The 18,607-nt window shown below is 52.2% G+C and carries 18 protein-coding genes; 17 read left to right on the top strand and 1 reads right to left on the bottom strand.

Going from position 1 to position 18,607, the window contains the following annotated elements:
* The first annotated feature begins 112 nt into the window (after window positions 1–112).
* The 16 genes from spoIIP (at window position 113) to J2T14_RS02605 (ending at window position 16,029) form a co-directional block, all read left to right on the top strand.
* Window positions 113–1,363 carry a stage II sporulation protein P gene (gene spoIIP / locus J2T14_RS02680; protein ID WP_307467445.1) on the top strand — a complete coding sequence of 417 codons (1,251 nt, stop codon included), beginning with the start codon at window positions 113–115 and terminating at the stop codon, window positions 1,361–1,363.
* A 29-nt stretch (window positions 1,364–1,392) separates the two neighbouring features.
* Entirely contained in the window at window positions 1,393–1,839 is a 447-nt protein-coding gene (locus J2T14_RS02675) for a hypothetical protein (protein WP_307467443.1), read from the top strand.
* A gap of 81 nt (window positions 1,840–1,920) precedes the next feature.
* Entirely contained in the window at window positions 1,921–3,738 is a 1,818-nt protein-coding gene (gene lepA, locus J2T14_RS02670) for a translation elongation factor 4 (protein ID WP_307201920.1), read from the top strand.
* 77 nt (window positions 3,739–3,815) lie between these two features.
* Entirely contained in the window at window positions 3,816–4,979 is a 1,164-nt protein-coding gene (gene hemW / locus J2T14_RS02665; protein WP_307467440.1) for a radical SAM family heme chaperone HemW, read from the top strand.
* Between the two features lie 99 nt (window positions 4,980–5,078).
* Window positions 5,079–5,546, top strand: a complete 468-nt coding sequence (locus tag J2T14_RS02660) for an N-acetyltransferase (RefSeq protein WP_307201913.1) — start codon at window positions 5,079–5,081, stop codon at window positions 5,544–5,546.
* A 150-nt stretch (window positions 5,547–5,696) separates the two neighbouring features.
* The gene (hrcA, locus tag J2T14_RS02655; protein ID WP_307467436.1) at window positions 5,697–6,722 is read left to right on the top strand and encodes a heat-inducible transcriptional repressor HrcA; all 1,026 of its coding nucleotides are present in this window, start codon (window positions 5,697–5,699) and stop codon (window positions 6,720–6,722) included.
* Window positions 6,723–6,761: 39 nt separating this feature from the next.
* The gene (grpE, locus tag J2T14_RS02650) at window positions 6,762–7,316 is read left to right on the top strand and encodes a nucleotide exchange factor GrpE (protein ID WP_307467433.1); all 555 of its coding nucleotides are present in this window, start codon (window positions 6,762–6,764) and stop codon (window positions 7,314–7,316) included.
* A gap of 144 nt (window positions 7,317–7,460) precedes the next feature.
* The gene (dnaK, locus tag J2T14_RS02645; RefSeq protein ID WP_307201905.1) at window positions 7,461–9,302 is read left to right on the top strand and encodes a molecular chaperone DnaK; all 1,842 of its coding nucleotides are present in this window, start codon (window positions 7,461–7,463) and stop codon (window positions 9,300–9,302) included.
* A gap of 127 nt (window positions 9,303–9,429) precedes the next feature.
* Window positions 9,430–10,557 (top strand): molecular chaperone DnaJ, encoded by a 1,128-nt coding sequence (gene dnaJ / locus J2T14_RS02640; RefSeq protein ID WP_307201903.1) that lies wholly within the window; start codon window positions 9,430–9,432, stop codon window positions 10,555–10,557.
* A gap of 396 nt (window positions 10,558–10,953) precedes the next feature.
* Window positions 10,954–11,109, top strand: coding sequence for a YfhD family protein (locus J2T14_RS02635; protein WP_307201901.1), 156 nt, complete (start codon window positions 10,954–10,956; stop codon window positions 11,107–11,109).
* Window position 11,110: 1 nt separating this feature from the next.
* Window positions 11,111–11,317 (top strand): hypothetical protein, encoded by a 207-nt coding sequence (locus tag J2T14_RS02630; RefSeq protein WP_307467432.1) that lies wholly within the window; start codon window positions 11,111–11,113, stop codon window positions 11,315–11,317.
* A gap of 135 nt (window positions 11,318–11,452) precedes the next feature.
* Window positions 11,453–12,448, top strand: coding sequence for a 50S ribosomal protein L11 methyltransferase (prmA, locus tag J2T14_RS02625; protein ID WP_307467429.1), 996 nt, complete (start codon window positions 11,453–11,455; stop codon window positions 12,446–12,448).
* A gap of 14 nt (window positions 12,449–12,462) precedes the next feature.
* Window positions 12,463–13,116 carry a site-2 protease family protein gene (locus tag J2T14_RS02620; protein ID WP_307467426.1) on the top strand — a complete coding sequence of 218 codons (654 nt, stop codon included), beginning with the start codon at window positions 12,463–12,465 and terminating at the stop codon, window positions 13,114–13,116.
* Between the two features lie 99 nt (window positions 13,117–13,215).
* On the top strand, window positions 13,216–14,004 hold the full coding sequence (locus tag J2T14_RS02615; RefSeq protein WP_307467423.1) for a 16S rRNA (uracil(1498)-N(3))-methyltransferase: 789 nt from the start codon (window positions 13,216–13,218) through the stop codon (window positions 14,002–14,004).
* Between the two features lie 5 nt (window positions 14,005–14,009).
* Complete coding sequence (gene mtaB / locus J2T14_RS02610) at window positions 14,010–15,401, top strand: tRNA (N(6)-L-threonylcarbamoyladenosine(37)-C(2))-methylthiotransferase MtaB (protein WP_307467420.1); 1,392 nt, start codon at window positions 14,010–14,012, stop codon at window positions 15,399–15,401.
* Between the two features lie 196 nt (window positions 15,402–15,597).
* The gene (locus J2T14_RS02605) at window positions 15,598–16,029 is read left to right on the top strand and encodes an NUDIX hydrolase (RefSeq protein ID WP_307202351.1); all 432 of its coding nucleotides are present in this window, start codon (window positions 15,598–15,600) and stop codon (window positions 16,027–16,029) included.
* A 49-nt stretch (window positions 16,030–16,078) separates the two neighbouring features.
* On the opposite strand, the gene J2T14_RS02600 is transcribed toward J2T14_RS02605, so the two are convergent.
* Window positions 16,079–17,056: a Na/Pi cotransporter family protein gene (locus tag J2T14_RS02600; protein ID WP_307467418.1), complete on the bottom strand. Its 978-nt coding sequence runs from the start codon at window positions 17,054–17,056 to the stop codon at window positions 16,079–16,081.
* Between the two features lie 129 nt (window positions 17,057–17,185).
* On the opposite strand from J2T14_RS02600, the gene J2T14_RS02595 reads away from it, so the two are divergent.
* A complete protein-coding gene (locus tag J2T14_RS02595) occupies window positions 17,186–18,568 on the top strand; it encodes a class I SAM-dependent rRNA methyltransferase (protein ID WP_307467415.1) in 1,383 nt (460 codons plus the stop codon).
* The last annotated feature ends 39 nt before the right edge of the window (window positions 18,569–18,607 follow it).

Here is an 18,607-nt window from a genome sequence, read left to right as displayed (position 1 = left end):
CAATCCAACTCTATGAGATTGTGAATTCGTATGTTCTATTGGTTCTATGAACTTTGCAGCGCTCATAGATTAATAGTAGCTTGCGGAAACTTAGGCGGGAGGTATGGAAACAATGAAACGATCGATCATGCTGCTGGATTTCGGAAGAGAAAGCCGGAGGGTTAGGCAGTTGCTGGTAACGGGGCGTACTTTCGCGCTTCTTTCATTTAGCTCGACTTTGTTTTTTATTTTGATAGGGTTGGCGGGTATGGCCCATCAGCAGTCAACGGCCGACCCTGTCAATTCGATGAAAGGGTTTGCAGCCACCGTATCTAGCGGCTTTTTTGGGGACATGCTAGAAATGGAGATGCCCGCATTCCGGAGCAGCAGCGAATCAGGCTCGCTTTCCAGCAAACAAGTCAGCAAATTTCTTATACGCGCATTAACGGATATAAACCCGAATGATCCGAAGAGCCTTCTTGCAGGCGAATTGCCGGGCATGAACGCCAACGACGCTATCTTAATCCGGCAAGGGATCGGAACCGATGTCGAGGTCGGTCCGGAAGATAATACGCCGATCATTTCCGAGCCGGAGACGGGAACGGGTTCTGGGGGTACTCCAGGCGGAGAAAGCTCGGCTGATCCCGGCACTGACCCGCCGACGCAGGCTACCGAGCCTCCCGCGCAGGACGGGGGCAACAAGCCGTCAGAGCCGACGACAGGAGACGATAAGGTTGTGTTCATCTATCATTCGCACAACCGAGAATCGTGGTTTCCCGAGCTGACGGAGAAGATGAAAGATCCGAATTCCACGGAAACGAATATTACGCTAGTCGGCAAGAGGCTCGCCGAAAAGCTGGAGGAAGAAGGCGTCGGCGCTCTACATAGCAAGACCGACTATCCGACTGCAATCAAGGGCTACCGTTGGGAGCTGTCCTATAAATACTCAATGAAGACCGTGAAGGAAGCAATGGCGAGCAGCAAGAAGCTGAAGTTCTTTTTCGATCTGCATCGGGATTCCCAGAAGCGTAAATATACGACGATCGATATTGACGGACAAAGCTATGCACAAGTGTATTTTGTAATCGGCCACAAAAATCCGAACTGGAAAGAAAACGAAGCATTCGCTACCAAAATACATGAATCGCTGGAGAAAAAGTACCCCGGAATCTCGCGTGGCATCTGGGGCAAGACGGCAGCGACGGGCAACGGGGAATATAATCAATCGCTCGCCTCGGACAGCGTTCTGGTTGAGATCGGCGGCGTAGACAATACGCTTGAGGAATCGTATCGGACGGCTGACGCGCTCGCGGAAGTTATTGGCGAAATCTACTGGGAGGATGCGAAGGTCGCAGTCCCAAATAAGAGCGGTAAAGAAAGCTAAGCTATTAGAATCGAAGGGAAGAATGAGCCATGAAGAGGAATGCGCTTAAGTGGACAATACTGGGAGGCGCGATTGTGTTTATCGTCTTATACGGAATCGAGATGTCTTCGGCAGGACTTGAGCGCATCAACGGTACTTTCGAGGAAACGGAGTCCGGAAGCTTATACGAGGAAAATGCGGTCGCCGAGGAAAATTCGCAGCAAAATGACGAAAACTCGGTTTATGCCCGGAAGATCGAGGAACTGGAGCGGGAACTTGAGGAAACGAAGCGGTTGTTGACTAAGGCAGGCGTAGGAGAATCAAAAGCCGGTAAATCGCCGGTTATCGATGAGGACGAGCGGCTGCCGGGTATACCGGTTCAAGAGGATGCGCCCGCCGTCGATAAACTGGCCGAATCGGCCTCGGGGATGCTGCAATCCGTATCGAGCGGCGGGATCCGATTCGTCGTCTCTATTTTCGACGGATTGACGAAGTGAGAATGAACATTGCCCACATACACCAAAAGCTGATATACTAGAAAGAATGATTAGAATTAATGGATATTGTGGGGGTTAGGCATGACAGACGTTCGTGACCGGCAAAAGAAAATAAGAAATTTTTCCATTATTGCGCATATAGACCACGGCAAATCAACTTTGGCTGACCGGATTTTAGAATATACCGGTGCTCTTTCCTCCCGCGAAATGCAATCGCAGGTGCTTGACCAAATGGACCTGGAACGGGAGCGAGGCATTACGATCAAGCTGCAGGCGGTCAGATTGACGTACCGCGCCGACGACGGCGAGGATTACATTCTGAACCTGATCGATACGCCGGGACACGTCGACTTTACGTACGAGGTTTCTCGAAGCATGGCGGCCTGCGAGGGCGCGCTTCTAGTCGTAGATGCGGCGCAAGGCATTGAGGCGCAGACGCTTGCCAATGTATACTTGGCGCTGGATAATAGCCTGGAAATCTTGCCTGTCATCAACAAGATCGATCTGCCTAGCGCCGAGCCAGAGCGCGTGAAGCAGGAAATCGAGGATGTCATCGGCCTTGACGCGAGCGAAGCCGTTCTGGCATCCGCGAAAGCGGGCATCGGCATTAAGGAAATATTGGAGCAGGTCGTTTCAAAGGTTCCGGCGCCGACTGGCGACCCGGATCAGCCGCTTAAGGCGCTGATCTTCGATTCCCATTACGATCCCTACAAAGGCGTAATCGTATATGTGCGCGTCATGGACGGCAGCATCAAAGCCGGCAAAAAAATTCGCTTCATGGCGACGGGAGCCGAATTCGAAGTCATTGAGGTCGGGGCATTCAAACCGCGCATGTCGATTGTCGACGAGCTTGCCGTCGGAGATGTAGGCTTCGTCGTAGCCGGCATCAAGAACGTGAAGGATACTCGTGTCGGCGATACGGTAACGGAAGCGAAGCGTCCGGCACCAGAACCGCTGCCGGGCTACCGTCGCATTAATCCGATGGTATTCTGCGGTTTGTATCCGATCGAGACGCAAGATTACAACGATTTGCGCGAGGCGCTCGAGAAGCTCGAGCTGAACGACGCATCGCTCAGATACGAGCCGGAATCGTCGACAGCGCTAGGCTTCGGCTTCCGTTGCGGCTTCCTTGGTTTGTTGCATATGGAGATCATTCAGGAGCGTATCGAACGCGAGTTCAATATTCCGCTCATAACGACGGCGCCAAGCGTTATTTACAAAGTAACGTTGACCAATGGCGAGTCGATGGATATCGACAACCCATCGAACTATCCGGAAGCCGGCAAGCTTGATTTTGTTGAGGAGCCGTTCGTTAAAGCGGGCATTATCGTTCCCAACGATTATGTCGGGGCTATAATGGAGCTTTGTCAAAATAAACGTGGCGAATTCGTCAATATGGAATATCTTGATACGAACCGCGTTACGATTACGTACCAGATTCCGTTATCCGAGATCGTCTATGATTTCTTCGATCAATTGAAGTCGAATACGAAAGGTTATGCGTCTTTCGATTACGAAGTGTCCGGTTATCGCCGGTCCAATCTCGTGAAGATGGACATTATGTTGAACGGCGAGCAGGTTGACGCCTTGTCCGTCATCGTGCATCGCGACCGCGCTTACCACCGCGGACGGCTCATTTGCGAGAAGATGAAGGAGCTTATCCCTCGCCAAATGTTCGAGGTGCCGATTCAAGCATCGATCGGAACGAAGGTTATTGCCCGAGAGACGGTTAAAGCGATGCGGAAGAACGTTCTTGCCAAGTGTTACGGCGGCGATATCAGCCGTAAGCGGAAGTTGCTCGAGAAGCAGAAGGAAGGCAAGAAGCGGATGAAGCAGGTCGGCAGCGTCGAGGTGCCGCAGGAAGCGTTCATGGCCGTACTTAAGATCGACGAGGATTAAGATCATTCAAAGTAGCGAAGCGAGGGAGAGCGCGGCTCTCCTTCTTTTTATTTGAAAGGACGGAAGGAGGACTAACGATGAGTGTCATACAACCGCCTCGGGCGTTATATATTCACATTCCTTTTTGCACGAACAAATGCCATTATTGCGACTTCACATCCTACGTATTGAAAGGCCAGCCCGTTGATCAGTATTTGACCGCGCTTGAGCAAGAGATGCAGAGGACGGCCGAGCTGTTGCCGCCGGAGCAGATCGATACCGTCTTCGTAGGCGGGGGTACGCCGACGGTGCTGACGCCGCCGCAGATGAAAGTGTTTCTCGATTCGGTCAAGGCGCATTTCCCGCTTTCTCCGAATGTTGAATTCACGATGGAAGCGAATCCCGGCACGACGGATATCGAGAAGCTGCAAGCGATGCGCGAAGGAGGAGTCAATCGAATCAGCTTCGGCGTCCAGTCGTTCGACAACGGACTACTGGAGCGGATTGGCCGCATTCATAATGTAGACGACGTGTATCGCAGCTTGGAAAATGCGCGCAAGGTCGGTTTTACGAACATGTCGATCGATCTAATGTTCGGATTGCCGGGCCAGACGCTCGAGCATCTGGCCGGCAGCGTGGAGAGCGCTCTGGCGTTAGACTTGCCGCACTATTCGATCTATAGCTTGAAAGTCGAGGAGAATACGCTGTTCCACAAGCTGTACGAACGGAATGAGCTGCCTCTGCCGACCGAGGATGAGGAGTTCAACATGTTCATCCGCTTAATGGAGATGCTGAAAGCCGGCGGCTACGCGCATTACGAAATCAGCAACTTCGCGAAGCCGGGTTACGAAAGCCGTCACAACTCCACGTACTGGCGCAACGAGCCTTACTACGGTTTAGGCGCCGGCGCGCATGGCTATGCCAATCGCAAGCGTCATGTGAACTTGAAAGGCATTACGCCTTATATCGAGGCGGCAGCGGATAAGCTGCCGCGCCTCGATTCGTTCGAGGTTAGCGAACAAGAGGCGATGGAGGACTTCATGATGGTAGGCTTGCGTCTGCTGGAGGGCGTTCGGTCGTCGAATTTCGCGAAACAGTTCGGCGGTCAATCGTTGGAACGGAAATTTGGTTCTACGACGGAGAAGCTGGTAAGCGACGGCCTGCTTGAGAGGCTGGAGCTTGCGGACGATACGGTTTATAAACTTACTTCGCAGGGCGTTTTGCTCGGCAACGAAGTGTTTGGCGCGTTCCTGGAGGGCTGAGAAAGCAGCATCTTTTTCTCTATTGTGTAAAAATACATTGTGTTGTATATTTATTCATATTGATTTTTTCATCAGTAACGAGCGGAGGCGAAGGCAGCGATGCAGGCATTAGAGGTATTATGCAGAAAAGCGACTTCCGATGATATCGAGACGTTGTTTCAATTAATTAAAGGTTATGCCGAGAAAGGCATTATGCTGCCTCGTACACGAGAAGCTCTGCAACATATAATTGATACGTTCGTCGTTGCCGAAGTCGACGGGGTCGTCGTCGGCTGCGGATCGTTAAGCCGGCTTGGAGACGATCTGGTGGAAATTCGCTCGCTCGGCATGACCGAAGGGTACAGAGGACTTGGCATCGGCAACAAACTCGTCGAGAGCTTGGTTGAACAGGCCAAGGCGCTGAACGTTCATAAAGTAATGGCGCTCACGTATGCGGATAATTTCTTCAAGCGAAACGGCTTCTCGATCGTCGAGAAGGAGATTTTTCCGGAGAAAGTATGGAAAGACTGCGTCAATTGCCCGAAGCAGCATGCCTGCGATGAAATCGCCGTACTAAGAACGGTCTAACGATCCGGTTGCAGCGTCAATGCGAACAAAAATACCGGACCGACTTGACAATCGTCAAGCTGGTTTGGTATTTTTGTATTATTGATTAGCACTCGAATCGATTGAGTGCTAACGATAACGGTAATGAACAATAAAGTAGGGGGAATTCGAATGCTGACGGATCGACAACGGATGATATTGCACGCAATAGTGGATGATTATATTCGCTCGGCCGAACCGGTCGGTTCACGCAGCATTTCGAAGCGAGGCGACGTCGCTTTCAGTCCGGCCACCATTCGCAATGAAATGGCCGATCTGGAGGAGCTCGGCTTCCTGGAACAGCCGCATACGTCCGCCGGACGCGTGCCTTCTACAAAGGGATACCGTTATTACGTCGACCATTTGGTGAAGCTCAGCGAGGTTAATGAGCATGACCTTGGCATGGTTCGATCGTTCGTTACGGATAAGATGAGCCAGATGGAAGAAGTGATCCAGCACGCTGCCGGCATCCTGTCCAATCTAACGAACTATACGTCGATCTTGCTCGGGCCGGAGCTGTTCTCCAATTCCTTGAAGCATTTCGGTTTGGTTCCGCTTAACGATACGTCGGCCGTTGCGATTATCGTGACGAATACCGGTCATGTCGAGAATCGGACCATCGCGTTGCCGGAAGGACTTAAGATGGACGATATGCAGAAGGTCGTCAACATTTTGAACGAGAAGCTGGCTGGCGTTCCGCTGATCCGTTTGAAGTCGAAGCTTTACTCGGAGGTCGGCCAAGAGCTGGAGCGGCATGTCGATCATTTCGAGCAAGTGCTTCAAGTGCTTGACCACGCGCTGCAAAGCGACGATGAGCACCGCATTTTCTTAAGCGGTACAACGAACATGCTGACGCAGCCGGAGTTCAAGGATGTAGACAAAGTAAAGACGATCTTGGATTTGCTCGACGAGACGCCTGCAATAATGAAAATGTTTTCCGCGCTTCCATCAGGTATACAAGTACGTATCGGAACAGAAAATGACCACAAGGCAATCAGCGATTGCAGCTTGATTACGGCCACCTATGCCGTGGACGGACAATCGCTTGGCACGATCGGCATATTGGGTCCGAAACGGATGGAATACGGCAAAGTGATCAGCCTGCTCGATCTAATATCCAAGGATATGGCACTCTTAATGAGCCGCTGGTATAAGTAAGACCATGCATACGATTTGATTCTTTAAGGAGGTGACAAGGTGACTAACGAACAACATAACGAAACAGCGGAAGCAGTAGAAGAGCAAGTATCCGAAGAGCAGCGGCAAGCTGCCGAGGAGATCATAGCACAGGATACGGCAACGGATTCCCGTTATGCTGAGCTCGAGAAGCAAGCCGAAGAAGCACAACAACGATACTTACGCGCGCAAGCAGACTTCGACAATTTCCGCCGCCGTACGATGAAGGAGAAGGAAGAGCTCGCTCAATACGCTTCCATGAAACTGATTACGCAGCTGCTACCGGTGGTCGACAACTTCGACCGCGCCATGGCGGCAGCTTCCGCGAACGGTGATTTTGAATCGCTTGCCAAAGGCGTGGAGATGATCTTCCGCCAATTGGAGCAGACACTTACGAATGAAGGGCTGAAGGCGATGAACGTCGTCGGCGAGCCTTTTAATCCGGAATTCCATCAGGCTATCATGCAGGTAGAGTCCGATGAGCATGAAGAAGGCATTATTGTCGAGGAAGTGCAGAAGGGCTACGTGCTGAAAGATAAAGTATTGCGTCCGGCGATGGTCAAAGTAAGCGGCTAATCCATAATCAAAGATGATTTAATGAGCGAATGCTTACGAAGTAAGTTTTGTTCCACTGCGTTCCACAAAACTTTAAGCGAATGCTTACGAAGTAAGTTTTGTTCCACTGCGTTCCACAAAACTTTTTAGGAGGAAATATAAACGATGAGTAAAGTAATCGGTATCGACCTTGGTACGACGAACTCTTGCGTAGCAGTTATGGAAGGCGGCGAAGCCGTCGTTATTCCGAACCCGGAAGGCAACCGTACTACGCCGTCCGTTGTCGGCTTCAAGAAAGACGGAGAGCGTATTGTCGGCGAAACGGCAAAACGCCAAGCGATCACGAACCCGGATCGTACGATCAGCTCGATCAAACGCCATATCGGCACGAACCATAAGGAGCAAGTGGACGGCAAAGACTACACGCCGCAAGAAATTTCCGCTATTATTTTGCAAAAACTGAAGTCCGATGCGGAGGCGTACCTTGGCCAAACGGTAACGCAAGCCGTAATTACGGTTCCAGCATACTTCAATGACAGCCAACGTCAAGCGACAAAAGACGCAGGCAAGATTGCAGGTCTTGAAGTGCTTCGTATCGTCAACGAGCCGACGGCAGCCGCGCTTGCATACGGCCTTGAGAAAACAGAAGATCAAACGATCCTTGTATACGACCTTGGCGGGGGTACGTTCGACGTATCGATTCTTGAGCTGGGCGACGGCTTCTTCGAAGTTAAAGCGACAAGCGGCGATAACAAGCTCGGCGGTGACGACTTCGACCAAGTCATCATCGATCACCTCGTTGCCGAATTCAAGAAAGAACAAGGCATCGACCTTTCCAAAGACAAAGCGGCCGTTCAACGTCTGAAAGACGCTGCCGAGAAAGCGAAAAAAGAATTGTCCGGCGTTCTGACATCTTCGATCTCGCTTCCGTTCATCACGATGGTTGACGGCGTTCCGCAGCATTTGGAGATGAGCCTGACTCGCGCGAAATTCGATGAGCTGTCCGCAGCGCTCGTAGAGCGTACGCTTGGACCGACTCGTCAAGCGCTTAGCGATGCCGGGATGTCCCCTAACGACATCGACAAAGTCGTTCTTGTAGGCGGCTCGACGCGTATTCCTGCCGTTCAAGATGCAGTTAAAAAGCTGATCGGCAAAGATCCTCACAAAGGCGTTAACCCGGATGAGGTCGTAGCCCTCGGCGCTGCCGTTCAAGCAGGCGTATTGACGGGCGACGTGAAGGACGTTGTATTGCTAGACGTTACTCCGCTTTCGCTTGGTATCGAGACGGCTGGCGGCGTGTTCACGAAGATGATCGACCGCAACACGACGATCCCGACAAGCAAATCGCAAATTTTCTCGACCTATGCCGACAATCAGCCGGGCGTAGAAATTCACGTATTGCAGGGCGAGCGTTCCATGGCGAACGGCAACAAGACGCTTGGCCGATTCACGCTGAACGATATTCCTCTTGCTCCGCGCGGCGTACCGCAAATCGAAGTTACTTTCGATATCGACGCGAACGGTATCGTTAACGTATCCGCGATGGACAAAGGAACAGGCAAGAGCCAAAAAATTACGATCACATCGTCGAGCGGCTTAAGCGATGCCGAGATCGAGCAAATGATGAAGGACGCGGAGCTGAACGCTGAGGAAGACCGCAAGCGCCGCGAGCTAGTAGAAGCGAAGAACAGCGCCGACCAGCTTGTTTACTCCGTCGATAAAACAATCAAAGATCTTGGCGATAAAGTGGATGCGTCCGAAATCGAAAAAGCGAATGTCGCGAAAGAAAAAGTGACGGCTGCGCTTGCAACAGACGATATCGAGCAAATCAATGCCGCGGCTGCCGAGCTTACTGAAATCGTTCAACAGCTTTCCGTGAAGCTCTATGAGCAAGCACAAGCTGCGCAAGGCGCTGAAGGCGGAGAGCCGGAAGCTGGAGCTGGAGCTTCGAAAGGCAAAGATAACGTCGTTGATGCCGATTACGAAGTTGTAGACGACCAGAAGTAATAAGCGTTAGCATGGGCGTGAGGTCAAGGGCGGGCGTAGCCTGTCTTTGACCTCCTTTCGTGCGAATGCTCATACCAATGGGCCATTTTGCAGTAGAAATCATAGCATATAGCGGAGGTGAGAACAGATGGCAGATAAACGCGATTATTATGAGGTATTAGGCGTTGGCAAGGATGCCTCCGCAGACGATATTAAAAAATCATACCGACAGCTTGCCCGCAAATATCATCCCGATGTCAACAAGGAAGCGGACGCGGAGACGAAATTCAAGGAAGTCAAGGAAGCTTATGACGTCTTAAGCGACGATGGCAAACGTTCTACTTACGACCGTTATGGTCATGTTGATCCGAATCAAGGCATGGGTGGCGGCGGAAACGGCGATTTCGGCGGCTTTGGCGATATTTTCGATATGTTCTTTGGCGGCGGCGGTGGCGGCAGACGCGACCCGAACGCACCGCAGCGCGGCAATGACTTGCAATATACGATGACCGTCGAGTTCAAGGAAGCGGTATTCGGCAAGGAAACGGAAATCACGATTCCTCGAACCGAATCCTGCGATACATGTCATGGATCGGGCGCGAAGGCAGGCACGAAGCCGGAAACGTGTACAATATGTAAAGGCAGCGGTCAACAAGAGGTTGTTCAGAATACGCCGTTCGGTCGTATGGTCAACCGTCGCGCATGTACGAATTGCAGCGGTACTGGACGCGTTATCAAAGAAAAATGCGGCACTTGCCATGGCGCCGGCAAAGTAAAACGCCAACGCAAAATCAACGTTCGCATCCCTGCGGGCGTAGACGAAGGCGCGCAAATCAGACTTTCCGGCGAAGGCGAAGGCGGCTTGCGCGGCGGTCCTGCCGGCGATTTGTACATCGTTATCCGTGTCAAGGCGCATGAGTTTTTCGAACGCGAAGGCGACGACATCTATTGCGAGGTTCCGCTTACGTTCGCTCAAGCGGCGCTTGGCGACGAAATCGAAATCCCGACGCTTACGGAGAAGATTAAGTTGAAGGTGCCAGCCGGTACGCAGACCGGTACGTACTTCCGCTTGAAAGGCAAAGGCGTTCCTAAGCTTCGCGGCTATGGTCAAGGCGATCAGCATGTAAAGGTAACCGTCGTCACTCCGACGAGTTTAACCGACGAGCAGAAGGATCTGCTTCGCCAACTCGGCGGACCGGCATCGGATGCGGGCAACGATCAAGAACATCATGAATCGATTTTCGAGCGCATGAAGAAGGCGTTCCGCGGTGAATAACCCGGAACGTCTTTTTTTTTCGCCGTGATATGATGCATCACGCCAACACCAACTTGAAAGATCGGCATCAGCCGTTTTCTCCTAGCCTAAAACGATAAACGCTATTGCGGACACAACTGACCTTAATGGGCTCTTAACGGAATAACGTTTGAAGCAGCGGACACAGTAGACCTTAATTACCAAATGATGTGCCTCAGACGTCAATTTTTTAAGTATAATGCCTACTGGAGTCCGCAACGCAACTCGAATACCGATTATGTTATGGTTAATTTCATTGATGTCCATAACGAAAGAGTCGGCATATCGGCTGACCAGGCGCATAGAATGCTTCATTTGTGAGAACTCTATTCAGGTAGTGCAGTTATATTCGTACACGAAGCGAAGGAGACGATTCAGATGGAAGAACAGAACCAGCTTGAGAAAATTAACTTTGCAACACAGCCGGATGGCAAAGTCGAGGACGTCGAGTTTTCCGAAGAACTAGCGGACGAGGCTGATCGCCAAGCGGCTCAGCGTGCGGCCGAAGCGGACAGACGCGCTCAGGAGCAGTAACATGAACCAGGTCGAGATCAAGGCGACCTTCAGTGGCGTGAGTGCCGCACACGAAGCGCTGCACAAGCTGCAGGCGCTTCGCGTAGTCGATGTTGGCGGCTTGTACGAGCAAGGCTTGCTGACCGCTACCGTCAATGAAGAAATTGCGGACAAAGCGCGGCATCTCATCGAGCAGATCGGCGGACAAGTAGATACGTCGATCATATAGAATTAATTACAGTAGAGCCTCCGTTCTTGCGACGGAGGCTCTTTTCAATGCGGCGGAATAACTCTTTTGTGCAAAAGCCCCTCCGTGGTGTACAATAGATGTTAGGTTTTTTATTGCATTGGAGGACGGTTACCTATGAAATGGCATGAACTAACGATCGCAACAACAGAAGAAGCGACGGAAATGATCACGAATTTTTTGCATGAAATGGGCGCAGGAGGCGTATCCATTGAAGAATCGGGAACGCTGAACAAGCCGCGCGACACGTCGCTAGGACAATGGTATGAGCTGCCGCTTAACGATATCCCTGAAGGCATGGCCGTTATTAAAGGTTATTTTGCAGAAGGAACGGAAATTGACGAGCTGATTGAAGCGATTAAGCCGCGCGTCGAGCAGCTTAGAGAGTTTGATATAGATCCAGGTCAAGTCGAATATTCTACCGCCGAAGTGGACGATGAGGATTGGGCGACGGCTTGGAAGCAATACTTTAAGCCGCTGCGCGTATCGGATAAACTTACGATCAAGCCTACATGGGAAGACTATGAAGCCGGTCCAGACGAGCGGATTATCGAGCTTGACCCTGGCATGGCTTTCGGAACGGGAACACACCCGACTACCGCTTTATGTTTGCAGACGCTGGAGTCAGTCGTGCGCGGCGGCGAAGAGATGATCGATGTCGGCACAGGCTCGGGCATTCTCGCGATCGGGGCATGTCGTCTCGGGGTGAAGAGCGTGCTAGCTTTGGACCTTGATCCGATTGCCGTATCGAGCGCTACGGAGAATGTGCGGCTGAACGACCTGTCGGAACAGGTGGAAGTACGTCTGAGCGATCTTCTGGGCGTCCTGCGCGAAGACCATTCGAAGACCGCCGACGACAAGCAGGCGCTGCGCGTTACTGTACCGGTCGATCTTGTCGTCGCTAACATATTGGCGGAAATTATTTTGTTGTTCATCGACGATGTTTACGAGGCGCTTAAACCAGGCGGTACGTATATTGCGTCGGGCATCTGGAAAAACAAGGAAACCGACGTACAGGACGGCTTGATTCGTTCCGGTTTCGAGATCGTTGAAAAAAGACGCGATGAGGACTGGATTGCATTCGTTGCGAGAAAACCGCAAGGGAGTGAATAGATCTGGAAAACTTTTTGTGGTATCCGCTGGAGGACTTGCCTTTCATCGCGCTCGTCCTTATCATAGCGTTCACGGTGCATGAGTTCGCTCATGCATACAGCGCCTATAAGTTCGGCGACGACACGGCGTATTTGGCAGGCAGGGTTACGCTTAACCCGCGCGTTCACTTGGATGTGATCGGCACGATTTTATTGCTGATCGCTGGTTTCGGTTGGGCGAAGCCCGTGCCGGTAAGGGCAAGCCGGTTCAAGCATCCGAGATTGATGGGCATCGTCGTTTCGGCCGTCGGGCCGCTTAGCAACTTGATCATTGGCGCGCTCGGTGTTTTATTGTTGCTCGTGCTGCATGAGACCGGATTAATGTACGCAGGCTCGAGAGGCGTTGAGATGGCATTAGAGCGGTTCTTCAACTACTTGATCTCAATCAATATTTTGTTATTCGTATTTAACTTAATCCCGTTGCCGCCATTGGACGGATATAGAATTCTAACCGATTTAATGCCGCTGCGCATCCGTTTCAAAATGGAGCAGAACGTGCAATGGGGGATGTTTGTTTTCCTGCTCATCGTTTTCATTCCGCCACTGCGAAGAGTGACGCTTGACCCTATACTAGGATTAACCGATGTGATAACGAGAAACTTAATCCAGTTTTTCATGCTCTTCTTTTAACTAATAGAGCTTACGGGTGGAGAAGCCTTGCTGGCAACGGTTTATCATGGATTTCGAGATGTGAAACATGCTATTATGAAGGATGGTTAGAAACATACGATGCAACGATACTTTATAGCGGCAGATCAATTTACGGAGACGAAGGTGCAATTGACCGGCGAAGATGCGCATCATGCTGCGCGGGTTATGCGCATGAAGGCGGGCGATAAGTTTATCGTAAGCGATGGCGAGGCTCGTACGGCGATCGCGGAAGTGACCGAAGCTTCCTCTGCGCTCGTCGAGGCTGACATTATCGAGTTGCTGTCAACGGACAGCGAACCGCTGTGGTCGGTTACGATAGCACAAAGCTTGCCGAAAGGCGATAAAATGGAGCTTGTCATTCAGAAGGGAACGGAGATCGGCGCTTATGCGTTCGCGCCATTCCAGTCCGAACGGATGATTGTGCAATATGACGCCAAGAAGGAAGCGAAGCGTCTCGAACGTTGGAGCAAGATTGCGAAGGAAGCGGCGGAACAATCGCATCGCAATCGCGTACCGGATATCGAGCAAGTGCGCAGCTGGCGCGAGCTGATGCAAGGCATTGAGCGTTATGACCTTGCCCTGTTCTGCTATGAGCGCGAAGGCGACGCAGCGCACGGGAAAGGCATCCGGACTGCGGTTCAAGAGTGGAAGCGGCGCAGTGAACGATCCATGGAACAAGCATCCTCAGCTAACCTACTGCTTATTGTCGGTCCTGAGGGGGGCTTCACCGAACGCGAGGCTGCCGAGGCAGAGTCTGCGGGAGCCGTGCTGGTGGGACTCGGGAAACGAATACTTAGAACGGAAACAGCGGGAATCGTCGGATTAACCTGCTTACTATATGAATCCGGAGAAATGGGAGGAGCGTGACCACTATGCCAACGGTCGCATTTTACACCTTAGGCTGCAAAGTTAACTTCTACGATACGGAAGCGATTTGGCAGTTATTCAAAAACGAAGGCTATGAGCAGGTCGATTTCGAATCGACGGCTGATGTCTATCTCATTAATACTTGCACGGTTACGAACACGGGCGACAAGAAGAGCCGCCAAATTATTCGCCGTGCCGTACGCCGCAACCCTGATGCGGTTATTGCCGTAACGGGCTGCTACGCGCAAACGTCGCCTGCGGAGATTATGGCGATTGAGGGTGTCGATCTTGTGATCGGCACGCAGGACCGCGAAAAAATCATGTCGTTCGTCGGTCAGATTCAAGGCGACCGAAAACCGGTTAACGCCGTTCGCAATATAATGAAGACGCGTGACTTCGAAGAGCTTGACGTGCCGGACTTCTCCGACCGCACGCGCGCGTTCTTAAAGATCCAAGAAGGCTGCAACAACTTCTGCACGTTCTGCATCATTCCTTGGTCGCGCGGCTTGTCGCGCAGCCGCGATGCGCATAGCGTCATTGAGCAAGCAAAGCAGCTAGTCGCCTCCGGCTATAAGGAAATCGTTCTGACGGGCATTCACACCGGCGGTTACGGCGACGATATGGAGAACTATAATCTCACTAGCTTGCTGTGGGACTTGGACAAGGTTGAAGGGCTGGAGCGCATTCGGATCAGCTCGATCGAGGCTAGCCAGATCGACGACGCGATGATCGACGTGCTTAACCGTTCGAGCAAAATGTGCCGTCATCTTCACATTCCGCTGCAAGCGGGCGAAGATTCGGTGCTTAAACGGATGCGTCGCAAATATACGACGGAACAATTCGCCGCGAAGATCAAGCGTCTGCATGAAGCTATGCCGGGCGTTGCGATCACGACCGACGTTATTGTCGGCTTCCCTGGCGAGACCGAGGAAATGTTCGAGAGCGGCTACCGCTTCATGGAAGAGCTTGGATTCGCGGAAATGCATGTATTCCCGTATTCGAAGCGTACAGGAACGCCTGCCGCGCGGATGGAGGAGCAGGTCGACGAGGAAGTAAAGAACGAGCGCGTTCATAAGCTCATTGATCTGTCCGAGCGGATGCAACTTCAATATGCGAAGCTATTCGTAGGAGAGGTGCTCGACGTTATCCCTGAACGGGATTACAAAGGCGCGCCTGGCACCGGATTGATTATGGGGTATACGGACAATTATATTCAAGTCGTGTTCGAAGGCCCGGAATCGCTTGTCGGCAAGCTTTGCCGCGTTAAGATTACGGAAGCGGGCGTTAATGAATGCCGCGCGACACTCGTGCGAGTGCTTGACGACGAGCAGGCTCGGCTGGACAAGTCCGAAGTCCACAGCTTCGTGCTGGAGCGTCCCGAGGCTATTCGGGCCTAGCGATAATCGGCTTTATGAGGGATTCCTTTTCTTTTCTTTTCATTGTTAATGGAAAAGAGGAAGGAATCCTTTGCTGCACTTATATCCAACTATGGCTAATCGCGTTCGATCGCGTAATGAGCAATTGCTTGCAGCAGCAGGCAAGCCATTCATGCTGGATATACTAATTATTAAACGTAGCAAGGGGGGAGCGAAGATGAAGGAAATATCTGCTGGAGGCGTCGTCTATCGTCGAACTTCGGAAGGAAAGCTTCAAATTCAGCTTATTCAGGACCGGTACGGAAAAGTGTCGCTGCCTAAGGGCAAGATGGAGGCGGGCGAGACGGTCGAGCAGACCGCTCTGCGCGAGATCGTAGAAGAGACGGGAATGGAAGGCGTCATTATCGCACCGATCGATCAAATCAAATACCAGTACGAGCATGATAAGTTCGGGACGGTCGACAAAGAGGTTCACTATTATTTGGTCGAAGCGGTCGGCGGCTCGCTGCAGGCGCAGGTCGAGGAGATACGCGGCGTTGATTGGTTCGAGCCGAAGGAAGCGTGGAGACGTCAGAAGCAATCCGGGTATGACAACAATCATCGGATTGTTGCCGGCGCGTTCCAGCTGCTTGGTTTGCCGACGGAATAAGGGATTCCTCACTCGCACATCCTCGAATGACTTTGATAGAAGTTTTATTTCAACTCTGTTTATCGATGCCTCGCAATGCGGGCAAGTAGCAGAAAGGAAGCGCCAGCAGGGAACTCAGTATATTGAACACCGTTTGGGCGCGCGCGATTTGTCCCGACGGAGAATCTGACAGCCACTCGGAAACGAATGACAGCTCGGGCAAAAAGGGCAAGAAAAGCAATGCGCCCCCGGCATTCAGCAGTACATGGGACAGTGCCACGTACTTTCCCGCCTTCGAACCGCCGATCGACGCAAGCATGGCCGTGAAGCAGGTGCCGATATTGGCGCCAAGTACGACGGAGATTCCAACCTCGAGCGGCATCGCGCCGATAGCGGTGAAGCCCATGACTAAGCCGATTACGGCCGCGCTGCTGTGAACGGCCGCTGTCAGAAGCGCGCCCGCCGCAATTCCCCACCAGAGGCTGTCGTCCGCTTTTCCGATAAACCAGTTGAACAAATCGCTTTGCTGTACGGCAGGGCCGATCGACTGCATCATCGACATGCCTGTCAGGAGCAGACCGAAGCCGCAAAGTACGACTGATGCAGATCTGATCGGATTAAGCTTCATCGTCGAACGCCGCAGCCAAGGAAATAGTCTGACTTCCCCGATAAGCGCGGTGAGCAGCCATATGCCGATGGATACGATCATGATCGGTATGGCCAGCTTGTTCAAATTGAGTCCGATAAGTTCCGTTGTCAGACTGGTACCTATATTGGTTCCCAGTATGATGCCTAGCGTTCTTGGAAAAGTGAGCAAGCCTGCGTTGACGAGACCGATCGAAATAACGGTAACGGCGGTGCTGCTTTGGAGAAAAGCGGTCGTCACCGTTCCGATTGCGAGTCCGTGTACGGGCGTTGCGGTAGATCGTCGAAGCATCGTAGTAAGATAAGGGCCGGCAAGCTGGTGAAGCGCAAGCTCCATGAGCTTCATGCCGCACATGAATACGGAGAAGCCTAGCAGCATGGGTATAAGGATCGTTTGAAGCATAGCGAATCTCCTTTATCCGATATAAGAATGCTATCGCAGGCGTGTACAAGCCGTTAACGGTTGCAACTATACATATGCTGTAAGCAAGACAAGCATGACAAGCTACGAGCAGAGAGGGCGTTATGAACGATGGGCAATGCAAAACTTTTTCTACTGAAATCGCGCAAAAAGAGGCTGGAGCAAGGTCATCCGTGGGTATACGCGAGTGAAATCGACCGATTGGAGGGTTTAGCTGCGGCAGGCGATCTCGTCGATGTCGTGAATCATCAAGGAAGGTATTTGGCGACGGGCTACTGGAATCCGAAATCGCAGATTACAGTCCGGATTGTCTCCTATTCGCCGATTGAGTCCATGGACGGCGCATTCTTCCGCAGCCGCTTCGAGCAATGCAAGGAGCATCGAGCGCGTTTCGTCAACGACGCCGATTGCAGGCTTGTATACGGCGAAGCCGATTTCCTTCCGGGACTCGTAGTCGACCGGTTTGGCGGCATGCTCGTTATCCAAGTGCTTACGCTCGGGATGGATGTAAGACGAGAGGCGCTTGTGAATGAGCTCGTGGCCGTATTTCAGCCCAAAGGCATTTATGAGCGCAGCGACGTCGGCGTACGTTTGCTGGAAGGGCTTGAGGAGCGGACGGGAGTCTTGTACGGCGAATGTCCAGCCATCGTGGAGATCGAGGAGAACGGCTTGAAGGTGGAGGTCGACATCGTAGAAGGTCAGAAGACCGGTTATTTCTTCGACCAACGAGAGAATCGCGCGTCTATCGCTCCGCTAATGAAAGGCTGGGGAGGACGGAGCGGCATTCGCTTGCAGCCTGATCCGTCGTTGCAGGACGAGAATCCCGCTCCTGGAGCCGAAGAGCGCCTTGTCCCTGTTAACGCGAATGGCAAAGTCGTGACGTTCCCTTATTGGGACGGGGCTACGGTGCTCGAATGCTTCGCGCATACGGGGAGCTTCACGCTGCATGCGTGCAAGTACGGGGCGAAGAAGGTCACTTGCCTTGATATTTCGGAGCATGCGATCGACACGGCGCGTCGCAACGCGGAGCGAAACGGCTTCACCGATCGGGTTGAATTCGTTGTCGCGGATGCGTTCGATTATTTGCGCTCGCAGGTGAAGGGACTCGATGAACGCAAGCAGCGCAGCAGCGCAGGCGTTGATACGTCGAAGCCGCTCGAGAACGCCGGACGTACATGGGATGTCGTTATTTTGGATCCGCCTGCATTCGCGAAGACGAAGAGCGCGGTGCCTGGAGCTGTTAGGGGCTATAAAGATATAAATCTGCAAGGGATGAAGCTCGTCAATGAAGGCGGCTATCTCGTTACCGCTAGCTGCTCGTATCATATGAAGCCGGAGCTGTTCTTAGAGACCATTCAAGATGCCGCCTCCGACGCAGGCAAGCTGCTTCGCTTGATCGAATGGCGCGCAGCCGGCAAAGATCATCCGCAGCTGCTCGGAGTTAGCGAAGGACATTACTTGAAGTTCGCCGTGTTCGAGGTTCGAAGCAAATAGAATGCAGCAACTCACATGGAAATGGGAGAGGGGAGAAAA

The sequence above is a fragment of the Paenibacillus harenae genome (assembly GCF_030812415.1).
Lineage (GTDB): Bacteria > Bacillota > Bacilli > Paenibacillales > Paenibacillaceae > Pristimantibacillus > Pristimantibacillus harenae_A.
The sequence above is the reverse complement of the archived record's forward strand: the minus strand, read 5'-3'. Positions and strand labels throughout refer to the sequence as shown.